The 18,598-nt window shown below is 68.5% G+C and carries 16 protein-coding genes; 12 read left to right on the forward strand and 4 right to left on the reverse strand.

From position 1 onward, the window contains the following. Positions 1-8: 8 nt before the first annotated feature. The gene (gene gluQRS / locus ACWDUA_RS11495) at positions 9-941 is read left to right on the forward strand and encodes a tRNA glutamyl-Q(34) synthetase GluQRS (protein ID WP_449751141.1); all 933 of its coding nucleotides are present in this window, start codon (positions 9-11) and stop codon (positions 939-941) included. 321 nt (positions 942-1,262) lie between these two features. Here the strand turns inward: gluQRS and ACWDUA_RS11500 are convergent, their stop codons facing one another. From ACWDUA_RS11500 to tgt, 3 genes are all read right to left on the reverse strand, one after another. After that, positions 1,263-2,264, reverse strand: a complete 1,002-nt coding sequence (locus ACWDUA_RS11500; RefSeq protein WP_449751142.1) for a hemolysin family protein — start codon at positions 2,262-2,264, stop codon at positions 1,263-1,265. Further along, positions 2,261-3,655, reverse strand: a complete 1,395-nt coding sequence (locus ACWDUA_RS11505) for a hemolysin family protein (RefSeq protein ID WP_449751143.1) — start codon at positions 3,653-3,655, stop codon at positions 2,261-2,263. The genes ACWDUA_RS11500 and ACWDUA_RS11505 overlap by 4 nt, the downstream gene beginning before the upstream one ends. A gap of 256 nt (positions 3,656-3,911) precedes the next feature. Beyond that, positions 3,912-5,195, reverse strand: a complete 1,284-nt coding sequence (tgt, locus tag ACWDUA_RS11510; protein WP_449751144.1) for a tRNA guanosine(34) transglycosylase Tgt — start codon at positions 5,193-5,195, stop codon at positions 3,912-3,914. Positions 5,196-5,298: 103 nt separating this feature from the next. On the opposite strand from tgt, the gene ACWDUA_RS11515 reads away from it, so the two are divergent. Together ACWDUA_RS11515 and ACWDUA_RS11520 are read left to right on the forward strand one after the other, a co-directional pair. Further along, complete coding sequence (locus tag ACWDUA_RS11515) at positions 5,299-5,745, forward strand: hypothetical protein (RefSeq protein WP_449751145.1); 447 nt, start codon at positions 5,299-5,301, stop codon at positions 5,743-5,745. 91 nt (positions 5,746-5,836) lie between these two features. Then, complete coding sequence (locus ACWDUA_RS11520) at positions 5,837-6,625, forward strand: MerR family transcriptional regulator (protein WP_449751146.1); 789 nt, start codon at positions 5,837-5,839, stop codon at positions 6,623-6,625. A 17-nt stretch (positions 6,626-6,642) separates the two neighbouring features. Here the strand turns inward: ACWDUA_RS11520 and ACWDUA_RS11525 are convergent, their stop codons facing one another. Next, positions 6,643-7,959, reverse strand: coding sequence for a UDP-N-acetylmuramoyl-tripeptide--D-alanyl-D-alanine ligase (locus tag ACWDUA_RS11525; RefSeq protein WP_449751147.1), 1,317 nt, complete (start codon positions 7,957-7,959; stop codon positions 6,643-6,645). Between the two features lie 60 nt (positions 7,960-8,019). Between ACWDUA_RS11525 and ACWDUA_RS11530 the strand changes: the two genes are divergently transcribed. From ACWDUA_RS11530 to nuoH, 9 genes are all read left to right on the forward strand, one after another. Then, complete coding sequence (locus ACWDUA_RS11530) at positions 8,020-9,096, forward strand: D-alanine--D-alanine ligase family protein (protein WP_449751148.1); 1,077 nt, start codon at positions 8,020-8,022, stop codon at positions 9,094-9,096. A 30-nt stretch (positions 9,097-9,126) separates the two neighbouring features. After that, positions 9,127-9,540 carry a hypothetical protein gene (locus ACWDUA_RS11535; RefSeq protein WP_449751149.1) on the forward strand — a complete coding sequence of 138 codons (414 nt, stop codon included), beginning with the start codon at positions 9,127-9,129 and terminating at the stop codon, positions 9,538-9,540. Positions 9,541-9,751: 211 nt separating this feature from the next. After that, complete coding sequence (locus tag ACWDUA_RS11540; protein WP_449751150.1) at positions 9,752-10,141, forward strand: NADH-quinone oxidoreductase subunit A; 390 nt, start codon at positions 9,752-9,754, stop codon at positions 10,139-10,141. Positions 10,142-10,213: 72 nt separating this feature from the next. Further along, positions 10,214-10,768, forward strand: coding sequence for a NuoB/complex I 20 kDa subunit family protein (locus ACWDUA_RS11545; protein ID WP_449751151.1), 555 nt, complete (start codon positions 10,214-10,216; stop codon positions 10,766-10,768). Further along, positions 10,765-11,451 carry an NADH-quinone oxidoreductase subunit C gene (locus ACWDUA_RS11550; RefSeq protein ID WP_449751152.1) on the forward strand — a complete coding sequence of 229 codons (687 nt, stop codon included), beginning with the start codon at positions 10,765-10,767 and terminating at the stop codon, positions 11,449-11,451. Before ACWDUA_RS11545 ends, ACWDUA_RS11550 begins: the two co-directional genes overlap by 4 nt. Further along, entirely contained in the window at positions 11,448-12,773 is a 1,326-nt protein-coding gene (locus ACWDUA_RS11555; protein WP_449751153.1) for an NADH-quinone oxidoreductase subunit D, read from the forward strand. The genes ACWDUA_RS11550 and ACWDUA_RS11555 overlap by 4 nt, the downstream gene beginning before the upstream one ends. After that, positions 12,770-14,851 carry an NADH-quinone oxidoreductase subunit NuoF gene (nuoF, locus tag ACWDUA_RS11560; protein ID WP_449751154.1) on the forward strand — a complete coding sequence of 694 codons (2,082 nt, stop codon included), beginning with the start codon at positions 12,770-12,772 and terminating at the stop codon, positions 14,849-14,851. Before ACWDUA_RS11555 ends, nuoF begins: the two co-directional genes overlap by 4 nt. Further along, complete coding sequence (locus tag ACWDUA_RS11565; protein WP_449751155.1) at positions 14,848-17,238, forward strand: NADH-quinone oxidoreductase subunit G; 2,391 nt, start codon at positions 14,848-14,850, stop codon at positions 17,236-17,238. Before nuoF ends, ACWDUA_RS11565 begins: the two co-directional genes overlap by 4 nt. Next, positions 17,235-18,587 (forward strand): NADH-quinone oxidoreductase subunit NuoH, encoded by a 1,353-nt coding sequence (nuoH, locus tag ACWDUA_RS11570; RefSeq protein ID WP_449751156.1) that lies wholly within the window; start codon positions 17,235-17,237, stop codon positions 18,585-18,587. Before ACWDUA_RS11565 ends, nuoH begins: the two co-directional genes overlap by 4 nt. Positions 18,588-18,598: the final 11 nt, after the last annotated feature.

Consider the following 18,598-nt stretch of genomic DNA (forward strand, 5'->3'; position numbering starts at 1 on the left):
TCAGGGCAATGACCTCCGACTCCGCACCCCTGGGATCGGCCGGCCCGGCCGGTCGATATGCGCCGTCGCCGTCGGGTGAGCTGCATGTCGGCAACCTGCGAACGGCGGTGCTCGCGTGGCTGTTCGCCCGTACCACCGGACGTCGATTCCTGCTGCGGATGGAGGATCTGGACCGCACTGCCGTCGGTGCCGACCGGCAGCAGATCGCCGACCTGACCGCCCTGGGCATCGACTGGGACCCGCCGATCGTCTATCAGACCGACCGACTCTCGCGATACCGCGAGGTGATCGACGGACTCACCGCCGCGGGCCGGACGTTCGAGTGCTTCTGCACCCGTCGCGAGATCCTGGAGGCACCGAGCGCACCGCACACCCCGCCGGGTGCGTATCCCGGCACCTGTCGGCGGCTGACGCCGGCAGAGTTGTCGGCGAAGCGGGCATCCGGTCGTCCCCCGGCGATCCGGATCCTCGCCGACGTCGCACAGTTCACCGTCACCGACATGCTCTGCGGCGAGTACACGGGCGTCGTCGACGACTTCGTGATCCAGCGCGGCGACGGAACCCCCGCCTACAACCTGGCGGCCATCGTCGACGACGCCGAGCAGGGTGTCGATCAGGTGTGCCGCGGTGACGATCTGCTCTCGTCGGCGCCGCGCCAGGCGTATCTGACGACGCTCCTGGGGTATCGCCCGCCGACGTACGCGCATGTCCCGATGGTGTTGAACGCCGACCACATTCGGCTGAGCAAACGTGACGGGGCGATCACCCTGGCCGATCTGTCCGCCCGCGGGGTGGATGCCGTAACTGTGCTCTCGCACATCGCGGTGTCGGTGGGCCTGGGCGAGATCGGCGAGCGGGTGGACCTGCCGATGCTGGCCGAGCGGTTCGAACCGTCGACGCTGCCGAAGAAGCCCTGGATTCTCACCGACGACGAGTGGTGAGGTGCGGTCACCGGTTTCGGCCCGCGCGGTGGTTGCCGACATTCGTGTCCTGCGAGGTTCGACAACCGGGGACCCCGCGCCACCCATGCTGGTCGAACCGACGTCGACGGGCGACCACCTCCCAGGTTGTCACCGACATCCCCTACCCACCAGGTTTCGACAACGGGCGGCCTCGCCACGCGAGGACGACCTGCTCAACCACCAACAAGACCACCAGGTCTCGACAACCGGACAACCTCGCCACACGAGCACGACCTGCCCAACCACCAACAGGATCACCGGGTTTCGGCCTCGACCAGCGCGATCGGGCGCTTCACCGAGCTACCTCGCGGTGGCGAGCAACCTCGTCAACACGTCGTCGATGGACAGCATTCCGGTGGCGATTCCGTCCTCGACCACCACGGCGATGTGGTTGCGGCTCTGGCGCATTCGATTGAGAACGTCGTAGACCGGAACCGTCGGCGACACCTCGAGGACCGGATGCATCAGATCCACCGCGGTGGCGTCGGCGGGCGCATCCAGACTGTCGCGCACATGCACCACGCCACAGATGACGCTACCGTCGCGTACCACCAACCGCCGATGCCGGGTCACCCTCGACAGCTCCTGGATCTCACCGACGCCCGCGGTGCGGTCCACTCCGCTCGGTTCCCCCGCACTGGCGACGTCACCGACGGTGAGCGATGCCAGATCCAGTGCGCTGGTGAGGTGCTCGCTGTAGCGGTCCTCGAGGGTACCGACCATCACGGAATGTTCCACGAGCTGCCGCAGGGTCTCGGTGTCCTGCCCGGAGGCCACCTGGTCGACCGCCTCCACACCCACCTTGCGCAACACCCAGTTCGCAAGCTTGTTGAGCTGCACGATGACCGGGCGGGTGAACCACATGAACACCCGCATCGGGACGGCCAGCATCATGGCCGACCGCTCCGGGTGGGCGATCGCCCACGACTTCGGCGCCATCTCACCGATCACCAGGTGCAAGAAGGTCACGATGATCAGGGCCAGGATGAAGCCGGCCACATCGGCCAGCCACATCGGCGCGCCCAGGTGCTCGACGACCGGGGTGATCCAGTGGTGCACTGCGGGTTTGGTGATCGAACCGAGGGCCAGGGTACAGATGGTGATACCCAGCTGTGAGCCGGCCAGCAGGACCGACAGCTCCGATGCGCTACGCAGGGCGGCGCGGGCGGAACGACTGGTGGGGGCGGCATCCTCGAGACGATGACGGCGTGCCGCGATGAGCGCGAACTCGACCGCGACGAAGAAGGCGCTCGCCGCGATCAGGACGACGGTGACGACAAGCACCACCCACGGGTTGCTCATCGGGCATCCTCCTCGGAATCGGCTGCGGCAGCGGCCGGTTCGACGACACTCACGCGGACGCGTCCGGGCACCCGGTTGACCACCTCGACCACGGTCGCGGTCAGTCGGGGCGTCTCGGGCACATCGGATTCGGCGAAGTCGCCGGGGTCCTGCTCCACCGGGAGGTCGACGGTGTCGCCGACCGCGGGCAGGGTGCCGGCCGCGGCGATCACCAGACCGCTGAGCGTCTCGTAATAGCCTTCGCGCAGTTCGTGTCCGATCGCACGCGAGACCTCGTCGAGGTGCGTGTCACCCAGGATCAGCCAGCCGCCGTCGATGGGTTCGACCGGTTGCGGCGCATCCGGATCGTGCTCGTCGTCGATCTCGCCGACCAGTTCCTCGGCGATGTCCTCGGCGGTGACGATGCCGGCCACGCCACCGTATTCGTCGATCACGACCGCCATCTCGTCGTCGGCGGCGACGATCCGGTCCAGTACCTGCGGCAACGGCAGCGTGGTGGGCACGATCACCGCCGACCGCGCGAGGTCGCGGGCGGTACGTGCCGGTGCGTCGTCGCCGGCCGACCAGTCGAGGATGTCACCGAGGTGCACCACCCCGATGATGTCGTCGGAGGCGTTGTCGAGCACCGGGTATCGCGTGTGGCCGGTGGCCATCCGGGTGCGGACATCGGTGAGCGGGAGGTCGGCGCGCACGGTGTCGACCTTGGGTCGCGGCACCATCGCATGCTCGGCGTTGCGATCCGGGAAGTCGAGCACCCGGTCGAGCAGCTGGGACAGTTCGGCGGGCAGTTCACCGGACTCGGCCGACTCGGCGACGATGTGCTCGAGGTCGCGCGGGGTGGCCGAGTGCTCGACGTCGTGCACCGGCTCGATCCGCAGCAGCTTGAGCAGCAGGTTGGACGATGCGTCGAACAGGGTGATGATCGGCCCGAAGATCCGCAGGTAGAGGTTCGTGGAGAGCGCGAGGCGACGTGCGACGGGTTCGGGCCGTGCGATCGCGAGGTTCTTGGGGAACAGCTCACCGAAGACCATCTGGACCACGGTGGACACCAGCAGGGCGACGATCGCGCCGATCGCGACACCCACGGCCACCGGGACACCGGCATCGCCGAGCAGGTCGCCGATCCCGGCGCCGATCAGGGGTTCGGCGACGTAACCGACCAGCAGGCCGGTCACGGTGATGCCGAGCTGGGCGCCGGAGAGCATGAACGACGTCCGGCCGGTCACCGACAGGACGCGGCCGGCGTTCGCGTCACCGGCCTCGGCGCGGGCCTTGAGGCGGGAACGGTCGACCGCCATGAAGGAGAACTCCTGCGCCACGAAGTAGCCGGTCAGGGCCGTGATCACGACCACCACCAGGACTCCGAGCAGGATGCCGAGCACGGTCATCATCGGCCATCACCTCGTGGGTGGGCGGAGACCAGGACTCGCTCAGGAATGGTTGCCCCCGATTGGGGGCCGGTTCGTCGGGGTTTCTTGCGTTTGCGCTGCGCGCGGGACATCGCATCTTTCGGTGGTCGGTGGACAGGTTGGAGGACGAGATGTGATGGACCCGGGTCCATCAGGAGATCAGGGTACGCACCCCTAACGTCGCAGAACGCACCGGAGTTCCCGGATGCCGGAGAAACCGGATGTCCGCTTTGACTGGTTATTGCTTCTTCGCGTAGTAGCGGCCGAGGAAGTCGTCGCGGTAGGCGTCGTAGTCGCCGCTCTCGATGGCCTTGCGGGCACCGTCGACCAGGTCGATCACGAACGCCACGTTGTGCAGTGTGGCGAGGGTGGCGCCGAGTCCTTCCTTGGCCTTGAACAGGTGATGCAGGTAGGCCCGTGAGTACTGCGAGGTGTAGTTGGTGATCTCCGGATCGATCGGCCCGAAGTCGTTGCGGAACCGGGCGTTGGTGATGTTGAACCGGCCGTCGCGCGAGTACACCGCACCGTTGCGGGCGACGCGGGTCGGCGAGACACAGTCGAAGGTGTCGGCGCCGTTCTCGATGGCGGTGAAGATGTCGTCGGGTTCGCTGATCCCGAGCAGATGTTTCGGGGCGTCCTCGGGCAGTTCGGAATTCACCCAGCCGACGATGGTGCCGAGGTTGTCCTTCTCCAGCGCCCCGCCGATCCCGTACCCGCCGAAGCCCTTTCCGCCGGCGTCCCGGTCGCGGCGGCTCAGTTCGGTGAGGTCGCGGGCGGCCTTGCGCCGCAGGTCCTCGTACTGGGCGCCCTGGATGACACCCCACAGTGCCTGTTGCGGACGGTGTGCGCGCTCCACCGACAGCCTATTGTGTTCGGCCAGACAGCGAATCGCCCACAACCGGGTGCGTTCCAGCGAGTTCTCCTGGTAGCCACGGGTGTTCATCAGGGTGGTGAGCTCGTCGAACGCGAAGATGATGTCGGCGCCGAGCTGATGCTGGATCTGCATCGACACCTCGGGGGTGAACCGGTGGAACGACCCGTCGAGATGCGACTTGAACGTCACCCCGTCGTCGTCGACGCGCGAGAGCCGTTCCTTGCCCTCGGCGATGATGTCGTCGTCCTGCTGCCCGCTGACATCCATCGAGATGACCTTCTTGAACCCGGCACCGAGCGACATCACCTGGAATCCGCCGCTGTCGGTGTAGGTGGGTCCCGACCAGTTCATGAACGCGCCCAGACCACCGGCTGCGTCGATGATCTCCGGGCCCGGCTGCAGGTAGAGGTGATAGGCGTTGGCGAGGACCGCCTGGGCGCCGAGCGCGGCCACCGACTCCGGCAGCACCGTCTTCACCGTCGCCTTGGTCCCGACCGGGACGAACGCCGGTGTCGCGATCTCTCCGTGCGGGGTGGAGATCACCCCGGTGCGGCCGAGGGTGCCGGGCAGCCGGGTGCCGACACGGAAGCCGTGCGTGTCGGTGGAGGTGTCGGTCGAACTGTCGATCGGAGTGTCGTGCGAGCTCACCGGTGCATCTTCCCAGGACAGCCCGGTTGACCCAAACCGGACGGCACCGCGGCGACGGGCGGCCGGTCCGGAGCCGGTCGGTGTTTTCGATACGGTGTGGACCATGTCGCACCGCATCGCCCGCTGGACCCTCGCCGCGGTGGCCGGGGCCGCCGCGCTCATCCTCGCCGCTTGTGGCAGCGAGCAGGAATCGTCCTCCGCTCAGTCCACCCCGTCCGCATCCGCGCCGGTCAGCGCGGTCCCGTCGGGCTCGGCCCCGGTCGTCGCCGGGCCTCGGCCGGCCGGCCCCACCCGCTCGGTCTCCGACACCGTCGCCGCCTCCCGGGAGGTCTGCGGCACCACCCCCGGCCCCGACGGCGCGCTGCGCGTGATCATCGTCGAGGGCTCCACCAGCTGCACCGACGCGAAGGCACTCGCCGAGGCGTACGGGCCGAAGATCGCGTCCGGCACTCCGCAGACCGTCGACGGATGGGACTGTGAGCCGTCGTCGGAGGCGGGTTTCCTCTCGACCTGCACCAAGGACGGCGCGACGGTCGGTTTCGCACCGTAACCAGGGCCACTCGACAACCAGGGCCACCCGACCCGTCCCCGACGCCCGGCACTTGACCCTCACGCCGCGTGAGCCCCGAAGGTGGTGAGACGTGAGCGAAGGAGATCCCCGCGACGACGGTCCGCTCGAACTGACCGTCGGCGCCACCGCCGGGCTCGTCGGTGTCAGCGTGCGCACCCTGCACCACTACGACGCCATCGGGCTGGTGGTCCCGTCCGGGCGTACCCCGGCGGGCTACCGCGTCTACCACGACGCCGACGTCGAACGGCTCCACCAGGTACTCATGTACCGGGAGTTGGGATTTCCGCTCGAGCGGATAGCGACCCTGCTCGACGATCCGACCGCCGATACACTCGGGCATCTGGCCGTCCAGCGCGACCTGCTGAACGAACGGATCGCACGCTTGCACCGGACGGTCGCAGCCGTGGAGGCGATGATGAACGCGAAGAAGACCGGAATGAATCTGTCGGCGGCCGAGCAGGCGGAGATCTTCGGTGACGACTGGCTCGGCGAGCAGTATGCCGAGGAGGCCGAACAGCGCTGGGGTGACACCGATGCGTGGGCGCAGAGCCGGGAACGCAGCGCGTCGTTCACCACACAGGACTGGCAACGGGTCAAGGCCGAGACCGACGAGTTGGAGGCCCGCCTCGCCGCCGCGATGGCCCGCGGGGTGCGGCCGGGCTCGGCCGAGGGCGATGCACTGGCCGAGGAGCATCGCGCCCAGATCGCACGCTTCTACGACTGCGATCACGAGATGCAGGTGTGCCTGGCCGACATGTACGTCGCCGACCCGCGGTTCACCGCGCACTACGACGCCATCGCATCCGGCCTCGCCGGATATCTCCGTGCGGTGATCCGCGCGAACGCCGGAGCCGAGTAGGACGCGGCCGAACGGCCTCAGGCCAGTCGTGCGGCGACGCGTTCGAGGGCGGCCACGCGACTGCCCTTGACCAGGACGGCATCCCCGGCGGCGGAATCGGCGAGCGCGGCGACCGCCTCGTCGACGCCGGCAACGTGGGTGGCCGACGGCCCGTAGGCCGGTTCGTCGACGGCGATCACCTCGATACCCAGGTCACGGGCCTGTTCGGCAACGGCGACGTGGTGGCGGTCGGAGTCGTCGCCGAGTTCGGCCATGCTGCCCAGCACCGCCACCCGACGACCCGCGTTCAGGGTGGCGAGGGAGCGCAGCGCCGCCGACATCGACGTCGGGTTGGCGTTGTAGGCGTCGTTGATCACGATCACCCCGGCCGCGGTGGTGGTCATCTCCATCCGCAGCCCCGACAGCGCGGCACCGAGCAGACCGCCTGCCATCGCCTCCACCGGCACACCCAGTCCACCGGCCGCGGCGGCCGCGGCCAGGGCGTTGGCCACCTGGTGCTCGCCGCGGGCACCGAGGCGCACCGCGGTCGATCCCCACGGGGTGTGCAGCCGGAACGATGCGCGCAGCTGGTCGTCGAGGGTGATGTCGGTGGCCGACACATCCGCCGACGGTGTCAGTCCGTAGCCGAGCACCCGCGCACTGGTCCGCGGCGCCATCCCGATGACCACCTCGTGGTCGGCGTTGAGCACGGCGATGCCGTCGGCGGGCAGGGCCTCGATCAGCTCCCCCTTGGCCTGGGCGACGGCGTCGATGCTGCCGAACAGCTCCAGGTGCACCGCCTCCACCCGGGTGATCACGCCGACGGTGGGATGGGCGATGGAACACAGATGCGCGATGTGGCCGATCCCACGGGCACCCATCTCGGCGACGACGGCCTCGGTGTCGTCGGGGGCGTTGGCCAGGGTCAGCGGCAGGCCGAGCTCGTTGTTGAACGACTTCTCACTCGCCGCGGTCACGAACGTGGTCGCGAGCACTCCGGCGAGGAGATCCTTGGTGGAGGTCTTGCCGACCGATCCGGTCACGCCGACCACCCGCTCGGGCAGCCGACGCCGCACCGCGCGGCCCAGGTCGGAGAACGCCTCGGCGGTATCGGCGCAGGTGATGGCGGTGGCGTCGACTCCGGCGACCGGTCCGGTGGAGGTCAGGTAGGCACTCGCGCCGGCCTGGACCGCGGCCGGGATGAAGTCGTGTCCGTCACGGGCGGCGACGATCGGGACGAACAGCCGGCCCTCGGCCACGGCCCGCGAGTCGATGCTCGCCCCGGACACGGTCACGTCGGGTCCGATCAGTTCTCCGCCGACCGCGTCGGCCACGTCACTCGCCTGGATACGCACGCTCCAACCCTAGGCCCCACGTCGAGAACGACCACGGTCGGTGGCCGTAAGGTGGCAGGCATGTCGACTCCCCTGTTGCGTCTGGTTGTTCTCTACGGCGGCGCGTCCGCAGAACACGACGTCTCCCGGGTGACCGCGGCACATGTCATCGCCGCCGCCGATCCGGCCAAGTACTCGGTGATCCCGATCGGCATCGGCAAGGACGGCACCTGGGTGCGCAACGACAAGGTGATCGCCGCACTCGGCGACGGCACCCCGCTGCCGGCCGAGCTCGAGATCGCGGGCACCACCATCGCCCCCCTCGCCGAGTTGCGTGCGCATTCCGAGGCCGCGCTCACCGTCGTGTTGCCGCTGCTGCACGGCCCGCACGGCGAGGACGGGACCATCCAGGGCATGCTCGAGCTGTTCCGACTCCCCTACGTCGGCACCGGTGTACTCGGGTCGGCGGTGTGCATGGACAAGGCGATGGCCAAGGTCGTCGCCGCGCAGGCCGGCATCCCGCAGTGCCGCTGGATCGAGTTCCGCGACGGTGTGGACGATCCGAAGACCATCCCGTTCCGGGCGATGGAAGAACTCGGTCTGCCGGTGTTCGTCAAGCCCGCCAACATGGGCTCCTCGGTGGGGATCACCAAGGCCCACGACGCCGCCGAACTCGACGCCGCGATCAACCTGGCACTGCGCTACGACGACGTCGTCGTGATCGAGGAGATGGTGACCGGCCGCGAGATCGAGGTGGCCGTCCTCGGCAACACACTCCCCGAGGCGTCGGTGCCGGGCGAGATCGTGCCGGGCAGCGAGTTCTACGACTACGAGGACAAGTACGTCACCGGTGCGGCCGAACTGGTCATCCCGGCGCCGCTGGCCGACGACGCTGCCGCGCGGGTGCGGGAACTGGCCGCGCAGGTGTTCACCGCGATGCGGTGCACCGGGCTGGCGCGGGTGGACTTCTTCTATGAGGAGAACGGCCGCGGCTGGCTCCTCAACGAGGTCAACACGATCCCGGGATTCACCCCCGGCTCGATGTATCCCAAGCTGTGGGAGGCCACCGGTGTGCCCTACGCAGATCTCATCGATCGCCTGGTCACTCTGGCACTGGAGTCCCATCAGCGCCGCTCGGGTTTCTCCACCGAGCACTGAGACCACTTGCGGTGTCGTAACATCGGGGACGTGACCGACGTGCAGCCGCGCCCGCCCTCGGTGTTGCGCGTGCTGGTGTACTCCGACGACGCGACCACCCGGCGTGAGGTGATCGGCGCCCTGGGACACCGACCCGACCCGGATCTGCCGGAGTTGAGTTTCCTCGAGGTCGCGACCGGTCCGATGGTGTTCGCCCAACTCGACGCCGGCAACGTCGACGTCGCGATCCTCGACGGCGAGGCGACCCCACAGGGCGGGATGGGGATCGCCAAACAGATGAGCGACGAGTACGACCCACGCCCGCCCACCCTCGTTCTCCTCGGCCGCGCCGACGACCGCTGGCTGGCCGACTGGTCGCGCGCGGATGCCACCGCCGCCCTACCGGTCGATCCGATCGGTCTGCCCCGGGCCCTCGTCGCGATGCTACGCACAGCCAGGTCCTGATCACCGTCGGAATCTGATCACCCCAGGTCCTGGGCCCGACCCACGTGCCCGGGGTGACGTCTCCGACCACGGGTTTCCGCTCCCCGACGGCCGAGAACACCGAAATCAGCACGGCAAACTCGGTGAATACAGTCGACTTGTCCGACACCGCTTGTAAGGTTGTGGTGTACCTCACACCAGTCCCGGTGGAGTACTCGGAGGGCTCGATCGTATGAACGCTTACGTCCCGATCCTGGTGCTCGGGGCGATCGCTGTGGCGTTTGCGGTGTTCTCGGTGTTCATCGCATCGGCGGTCGGTCCGCGCCGGGACAACCGTGCCAAACTCGACGCCTACGAATGCGGCATCGAGCCGCTCGGCAGCGGCGCCTTTGCCGCCCGGTCAGGTTCCAGACCATCGGTGGTGCAACGCATTCCGGTCAAGTACTACCTCACCGCGATGCTCTTCATCATCTTCGACATCGAGATCGTGTTCCTGTATCCGTGGGCCGTCGCCTTCGACGCGCTCGGCTGGTTCGGCCTGGCCGCGATGGCCCTGTTCATCGTCAACGTCTCCGTCGCCTACGCCTACGAATGGCGCCGCGGAGGACTCGCTTGGGATTGACCGTTCCGGCAGGTGCCCGACACCCCTGACCCAGGGGCCGAGAGCACGGCCGGCGAGACGAGGAGGTGCCCGATGGGCCTCGAGGAGAAGCTGCCCAGCGGATTCCTGCTGAGTACCGTCGAGGATCTCGCCGGGTTCATGCGCAAGGGCTCGTTGTGGCCGGCCACCTTCGGTCTGGCCTGCTGCGCGATCGAGATGATGGCCACCACGTCGGGACGCTACGACCTCGCGCGGTTCGGTATGGAGGCCTTTCGTGCATCGCCGCGGCAGGCCGACCTGATGATCGTCGCCGGCCGGGTGAGCCAGAAGATGGCGCCGGTCCTGCGGCAGATCTACGACCAGATGACCGAGCCCAAATGGGTTCTCGCGATGGGGGTGTGCGCGTCGTCGGGCGGCATGTTCAACAACTATGCGGTCCTGCAGGGCGTCGACCACGTGGTGCCCGTCGACATCTATCTACCCGGCTGCCCACCCCGCCCCGAGATGCTGCTCAACGCGATCCTGGCACTGCACGACAAGATCGCGCAGACCCCGCTGGGAGTGAACCGGGAGGAGGCGATCTGGGCTGCCGAACAGGCTGCGCTGCAGGCGACTCCGATCATCGAACTCAAGGGGTTGCTGCGATGACCGAACGTAACCGGCAGCCCGGCGACGAGGTGATCGGTGTGCGCCGTGGCCTGTTCGGGGTCCACGGCAGTGGCGACACCTCCGGTTACGGCGGCCTGGTGGAGCCGGTCACCCTCCCCGCCGCGGCCCGCCCCTACGGGGGATACTTCGACGCCATCGCCGACGACCTCACCACCGCGCTCGCCGATGCCGACGGCCCCCGCTACGAGGATGCGATCGAGAAGGTGGAGATCCACGCCGACGAGATGACGCTGTACGTGGTGGCCGAGCACCTGCCGTCGGTGGCCCTGACCCTGCGCAACCATCCGGCGCTGCGCTTCGAGTTGTGCCTGGGTGTCAACGGGGTTCACTATCCCGACGACGCCGGCCGCGAGGTGCACGCGGTGTATCCACTCGCCTCGATCACCCACAACCGACGGTTGCGGCTGGAGGTGGCCGCCTCCGACGCCGACCCGCACATCCCGAGCCTGTGTGACATCTACCCCACCAACGACTGGCACGAGCGGGAGACCTACGACTTCTTCGGGATCGTCTTCGACGGACACCGGGCCCTGACCCGGATCGAGATGCCCGACGACTGGGTGGGACACCCGCAGCGCAAGGACTATCCGTTGGGTGGTGTCCCGGTGGAGTACAAGGGAACCCGCATCGCACCCCCTGATCGGCGGAGGTCGTATTCATGACGGATGTGGAGCATCGTCATCCCGAGCACACCTACACGGTGTCGGGGCAGGACTGGGACGAGATCGTCTCCGAGGTCGCCGCGCGGGCCGCCGAACACCACGGCGAGGAGCGCATCGTGGTGAACATGGGCCCCCAGCATCCCTCCACCCACGGGGTGTTGCGCCTGATCCTGGAGATCGAGGGCGAGACGGTCACCGAGGCCCGCTGCGGAATCGGCTACCTGCACACCGGGATCGAGAAGAACCTGGAGTACCGCAACTGGATTCAGGGGGTCACCTTCGTGACCCGGATGGACTATCTGTCACCGTTCTTCAACGAGACCGCCTACTGCCTCGCGGTGGAGAAGCTGCTCGGTATCACCGACGCGATCCCCGAGCGTGCGTCGATGATCCGGGTGATGCTGATGGAGCTCAACCGGATCGCCAGCCACCTCGTCGCCCTGGCCACCGGCGGGATGGAACTCGGTGCGGTCACCGCGATGTTCAGCGGATTCGGCATCCGGGAACGGATCCTCGACCTGTTCGAGCTCGTCACCGGCCTGCGGATGAACCACGCCTACATCCGGCCGGGTGGTGTGGCCGCCGACCTGCCCGACGGCGCCACCGAGGCGATCGCGGCCACCCTCGCCGACCTCCCCGGCGAACTCGACAAGCTCGGGGATCTGCTGACCGACAACTACATCTGGAAGTCACGTACCTGCGACGTCGGATATCTCGACCTCGCCGGATGCATGGCCCTGGGCATCACCGGGCCCGTGCTGCGATCCACCGGACTACCCCACGACGTCCGCAGGTCCGAACCCTATTGCGGCTACCAGGACTACGAGTTCGACGTGGTGACCGAGTCCACCTGTGACTCCTACGCGCGGTACGTGATCCGGGTGCGCGAGATGTACGAGTCGGTGCGGATCGTCGAGCAGTGCCTGGCCCGGATTCGACCCGGCCCGGTGATGGTGTCCGAGGCCGACATCGCCTGGCCCGCCGACCTCACCCTCGGTCCCGACGGCCTGGGCAACTCGCCCGGGCACATCGCCGAGATCATGGGCGAGTCGATGGAATCGTTGATCCACCATTTCAAGCTGGTCACCGAGGGGATGCGGGTCCCGCCGGGCCAGTGCTACGTGGCGATCGAATCGCCCCGCGGCGAACTGGGCGTGCACATGGTCTCCGACGGCGGAACCCGGCCCTACCGAGTACATTTCCGCGATCCGTCCTTCACCAACCTGCAAGCCGTGGCCGCGATGTGCGAGGGCGGCATGGTGGCCGACGTGATCACCGCGGTGGCCAGTATCGACCCCGTGATGGGAGGCGTGGACCGATGAGTGAACCCGTCTTCGTCGAGATCGGCGTCGGCCCGCCCGACCCGGTCGCCGATCTCCCGGCCACCGGTGGTCCCGCCGCCCATCCGCAGATCACCTTCGCCGGCCCCGACTCCTACCCCGACGACGTCGTCGACCGGTTACGCGAACAGGCAGGTCCGGTGATCGCCCGGTACCCGCAGGCCCGCTCCGCGCTGCTGCCGCTCCTGCACCTGGTGCAGTCGGAGGACGGGCTCATCTCCCGCGCCGGGATCGATTTCTGCGCAGACGTTCTCGGCCTCAGCCGGGCGCAGGTCACCGCCGTCGCCACCTTCTACTCGATGTTCCGGCGCACACCCACCGGTGAATACCTGATCGGGGTGTGTACCAACACGCTGTGCGGGATCGTCGGAGGTGAGGAGATCCTGCGTCGGCTGTGTGATCACCTCGGTGTGGAACCCGGTGGTACAACCCCGGATTCGCGGATCACGGTGGAGGAGATCGAATGCAACGCGGCGTGTGATCGCGCACCGGTGGTGATGGTCAACTGGGAGTTCTTCGACACCCAGACCCCCGAATCGATCATCGAGATCGCCGAGGATCTGCGTGCCGGGCTGATCCGGACACCGTCGCGTGGGTCGTCGACGCTGTGTGGATTCCGTGACACCGAGCGGATTCTGGCCGGGGTGGACGGGCCGGGACGCGGTTCCGCGGACGGCGACACGGTGGTCGTGCCCGAGGTCACCACCGAACCCGAACCCGAACCCGCCGAGGTCCCGGTACTCACCCGGCACTGGGCCGAACCCCGGTCGTGGACGCTGCCCAACTATCTGCGGCACAACGGCTATCGCGGCCTGCGTGCCGCACTCGGGATGGCGCCCGCCGACGTGATCGAACTGGTCAAGGCATCCGGGCTGCGAGGGCGCGGAGGCGCGGGCTTCCCGGTGGGGATGAAGTGGTCGTTCATCCCCCAGTCCGACGACCCGGACGCTCCGCCGCACTATCTCGTCGTCAACGCCGACGAGTCCGAACCGGGCACCTGCAAGGACATGCCGCTGATGCTGGCCGACCCGCACTCGCTGGTGGAGGGGGCGATCATCGCCGCCTACGCCATCCGTGCCCGGCAGGCGTTCATCTATCTGCGCGGCGAGGTGGTCGGTGTGCTGCAACGGCTTCGGACCGCCGTCGACGAAGCCTACGCCGCGGGCTATCTGGGCGAGAACGTCCTCGACTCGGGTTTCGACGTCGATCTGGTGGTACACGCCGGAGCCGGCGCCTACATCTGCGGTGAGGAGACGGCGCTGCTCGACTCGCTGGAGGGTCGTCGCGGGCAACCCCGGCTGCGGCCACCGTTCCCCGCGGTCGCCGGCTTGTATGCGAGTCCGACCGTGGTCAACAATGTCGAGTCCATCGCGAGTGTGCCGGCCATCCTGCGCAACGGGATCGAGTGGTTCCGTGCGATGGGGACCGAGAAGTCGCCCGGGTTCACGCTGTACTCGGTGTCGGGACATGTGCGCCGTCCCGGCCAGTACGAGGCCCCGTTGGGGATCACGTTGCGGGAGTTGCTTACCCAGGCCGGTGGGGTACGGCCGGGACACACCCTGAAGTTCTGGACCCCGGGCGGCTCGTCCACCCCGATGCTCACCGCCGGCCACCTCGACGTACCCCTCGACTACGAGGGCGTGGGTGCGGCCGGGTCGATGTTGGGCACCAAGGCATTACAGATCTTCGACGAGACCACCTGCGTGGTCCGGGCGGTGCTGCGGTGGACGCGGTTCTACGCCCACGAGTCGTGCGGCAAGTGCACCCCCTGCCGCGAGGGCACCTACTGGTTGGTCCAGCAGCTGCGGCGGATCGAGTCCGGTGAGCTCACCGAACCGGAGATCATCGCGGCACTCGACGTACTCGCCGACGTGACCGCCGGTGTGGTCGGGAAGTCGTTCTGCGCGCTCGGGGACGGTGCGGGCAGCCCGATCACCTCCTCGCTCGGCTACTTCCGTGACGAGTACCTCGCCCACGCCCGCACCGACCACGGCCCGGGTGGCTGCCCGATCGACCCCGCCACGGCCACGGTGTTCGCCGACCACGGAGGTGCCCGATGACCGCGTTGTCCGACCGCCCGACCGACACCGAGCAGGCGAACCTGGTGTCGGCAACCATCGACGGCATCGAGATCCACGTCCGCCCCGGCACTCTGGTGATCCGGGCGGCCGAGCAGGTCGGCATCACCATCCCCCGCTTCTGCGATCATCCTCTCCTCGCACCCGTCGGCGCGTGCCGGCAGTGCCTCGTCGACGTGGAGGGTCAGCGCAAGCCGCTCGCCTCGTGCACCACCACGGTCACCGAGGGCATGGTGGTACACACCCAGTTCACCTCCGACGCCGCGGCGAAGGCGCAGGGCGGCGTGATGGAGCTGCTGCTGATCAACCATCCCCTCGACTGCCCGATCTGCGACAAGGGTGGTGAGTGCCCGCTGCAGAACCAGGCGATGACCGCCGGCCGGGCCACCTCGCGGTTCACCGGCACCAAACGCACCTACGTCAAGCCGGTTCCGCTCTCGACGGCGATCCTGCTCGATCGTGAACGCTGTGTATTGTGTGCCCGCTGCACACGATTCGCCAATCAGGTGGCCGGTGACCCGTTGATCGACCTCGCCGATCGCGGTGCACTGCAACAGGTCAGCACCGCCGACGGGACACCGTTCGACTCCTACTTCGCCGGCAACACCGTACAGATCTGCCCGGTGGGGGCACTCACCGGCACCGACTACCGCTTCCGGGCCCGACCGTTCGACCTCGTCTCCACCCCGGGCGCCTGCGAGCACTGTGCGAGCGGATGCGCCCAGCGCATCGACCATCGACGCGGAACGGTGCTGCGCCGCCTCGCCGCCGACGATCCCGAGGTCAACCAGGAGTGGAACTGCGACAAGGGCCGCTGGGCCTTCGCCTACGCCACCGCGGAGGATCGACTGAGGACGCCCCTCGTCCGCGACGCCCGCGGCGACCTCCGCGAGGTGTCGTGGGCACAGGCGCTACGCACAGCCGCCGACGGTCTCGCCACCCGTCGCACCGGGGTGCTGACCGGTGGTCGGGTCACCGTCGAGGACGCCTACGGCTACTCCCGATATGCGCGAACCGTCTTGCAGACCAACGACATCGACTTCCGTTCCCGCGCGCACAGCGCCGAGGAGACCGCATTCCTCGCCGACCGGATCGCGTCCCGTCCCGACGATCTCACCTACGCACAGCTCGTCGCCGCTCCGACCGTGCTGCTGGTCGGGTTCGAACCCGAAGAAGAGTCCCCCATCGTCTTCCTGCGGCTGCGCGGCGCGGTGCGGGGGTCCCGCACCCGGGTGGTGACGATCGCCCCGTGGCGCAGTCCCGGCAACGCGAAGCTGTCGGCGACGCTCATCCCCGCCGCGCCCGGTGGCGAGGCGGAGGTCCTCGAACATCGCGACACCGTTGCGCTGCTCGGCGATCCGAACTCGGTGATCGTCGTCGGTGAGCGTCTGGCCACCAGCCCGGGAGGGTTGTCGGCGGCGGTGTCGCTGTCGGTCCGGACCGGCGCCCGGCTGGTCTGGATTCCTCGTCGGGCGGGGGACCGGGGCGCCCTCGAGGTGGGTGCGACCCCCGATCTGCTGCCCGGCGGCCGGCCCGTCACCGACGACACCGCCCGCACCGAGGCGGCCGTCGCATGGGGTGTGCGGTCACTACCCGCCGCTGTCGGCCGCGACACGTCGGCGATCCTGGCCGCTGCCGCATCCGGGAACCTCGGCGCGCTCCTCGTCGGCGGTGTCGACCCCGCCGACCTGCCCGACCCGGATCTCGCACTCCGCGCGCTCGACACGGCCTTCGTGGTGAGCCTGGAGATCCGACGTTCGGCGGTCACCGATCGCGCCGACGTCGTACTCCCGGTGGCCGCCGTGGCCGAGAAGTCCGGCACCTTCCTCGACTGGGAGGGGCGGGCCCGCAGTTTCCCGGCGGCGCTGGGCGAGACCGGCCGGATCTCCGACCATCGGGTCCTCGACGCACTGGCCGCCCACACCGGCATCGACCTGGAATGCGGGGACGCCGAGGACATCCGCACCCAACTCGGCACCCTCGGACCATGGACCGGGCCGCGGGCGCTCCGATCGCCCGTTCCGGCATCCCCACCGCCGGATATCGCTGACGGACAGGCAATCCTGTCCTCCTGGGCCCACCTGCTCGACCACGGGCGGATGCAGGACGGTGCACCGCATCTCGCCGGCACCGCCCATCCAGCGCCGGCCCGGCTGTCGGCCGCGACCGCCACGCGGGTCGGCGTCGACGACGGTGATCTGCTCGAGATCCACACGGCCACCGGGTCGCTGGTCCTTCCGCTGACGATCACCGAGATGGTCGACGACGTGGTGTGGGTACCCACCAACTCCGCCGGCGCCCCGCTGCCCGCGCTGCTGGGCGCCGGCGCCGGGGACGTCGTCGGGCTCCGACCAGGAGGTGACCGATGACCACCGCCGGCATCACCACCGTCACCGCCGCCACCGAGTATCCGACGCTCACCGACTTCGGACACGATCCGTGGTGGCTGGTCGTGCTCAAGGCCGTGGCGGTGTTCGCCTTCCTCATCGCCAACCCGCTGGTCGCGATCCTCGCCGAACGAAAGATCATGGCGCGCATGCAGAACCGGATCGGCCCCAATCGGGTGGGTCCACGCGGGCTGCTGCAGAGTCTGGCCGACGGCGTGAAACTGGCCCTCAAGGAGGGGATCACCCCACGCGGCGTCGACAAGGTGATCTACCTGCTGGCCCCGATCATCGCGGTGGTGCCGGCGGTCATCGCGTTCGCGGTGATCCCGTTCGGCCCGATGGTGTCGGTGTTCGGTCACCACACGCCCCTACAACTCACCGATCTCCCGGTCGCCGTGCTGTTCATCCTCGCGATGGCCTCGGTCGGCGTGTACGGGATCGTCCTCGCCGGATGGTCATCGGCGTCCACCTATCCCCTGCTCGGCGGGCTGCGGTCCACCGCGCAGGTGATCTCCTACGAGATCGCGATGGGCCTGACGTTCGCCGCGGTCTTCCTCGACGCCACCACCATGTCGACGTCGGGAATCGTGTCCGCCCAACACGATCACTGGTATGCGCTGGTCCTGCTGCCGTCGTTCGTGATCTATGCGGTGTCGATGGTGGGTGAGACCAACCGGGCCCCGTTCGATCTCCCCGAGGCGGAGGGTGAACTCGTCGGCGGTTTCCACACCGAGTACTCGTCGCTGAAATTCGCCATGTTCATGCTCGCCGAGTACATCAACATGGTCACCGTGTCGGCGCTGGCCACCACCCTGTTCCTGGGGGGCTGGCAGGCTCCGTGGCCGCTGTCGCTGATCGACGGTGCCAACTCCGGATGGTGGCCGATCCTGTGGTTCACCATCAAGGTCTGGGTGTTCCTGTTCGTGTTCATCTGGCTGCGCACCAGCCTTCCGCGTCTGCGCTACGACCAGTTCATGAATCTGGGTTGGAAGGTGCTGATCCCGGTGTCACTGTTCTGGGTGATGGTGGTGGCGCTGATCCGGGTGTGCATTCCCGGTGCCGACAACACCGTGCCACGCGCACTGGCGTCGGCCGCCGCCGGGCTCGTCGTCACCGTCGGCCTGCTGCTGATCATCCGTCGGGTGATGCGCCCCCGACGACCCGCGGCGCCCTCGAGCACGACCGCATCCGCCGGCGTCGCCACCGATTCGGGTCCGACCGGCTTCGACGCCTTCGCCGGCGGCTTCCCGGTACCGCCCCTACCCGGCCAGACCCTACCCGGCCAGGGTCCGGGCTCCACGTCGATCGCAAAGGAGACCTCCGATGCCTGACACCCCGCGCA

It is taken from the genome of Gordonia sp. NPDC003376 (assembly GCF_053589235.1).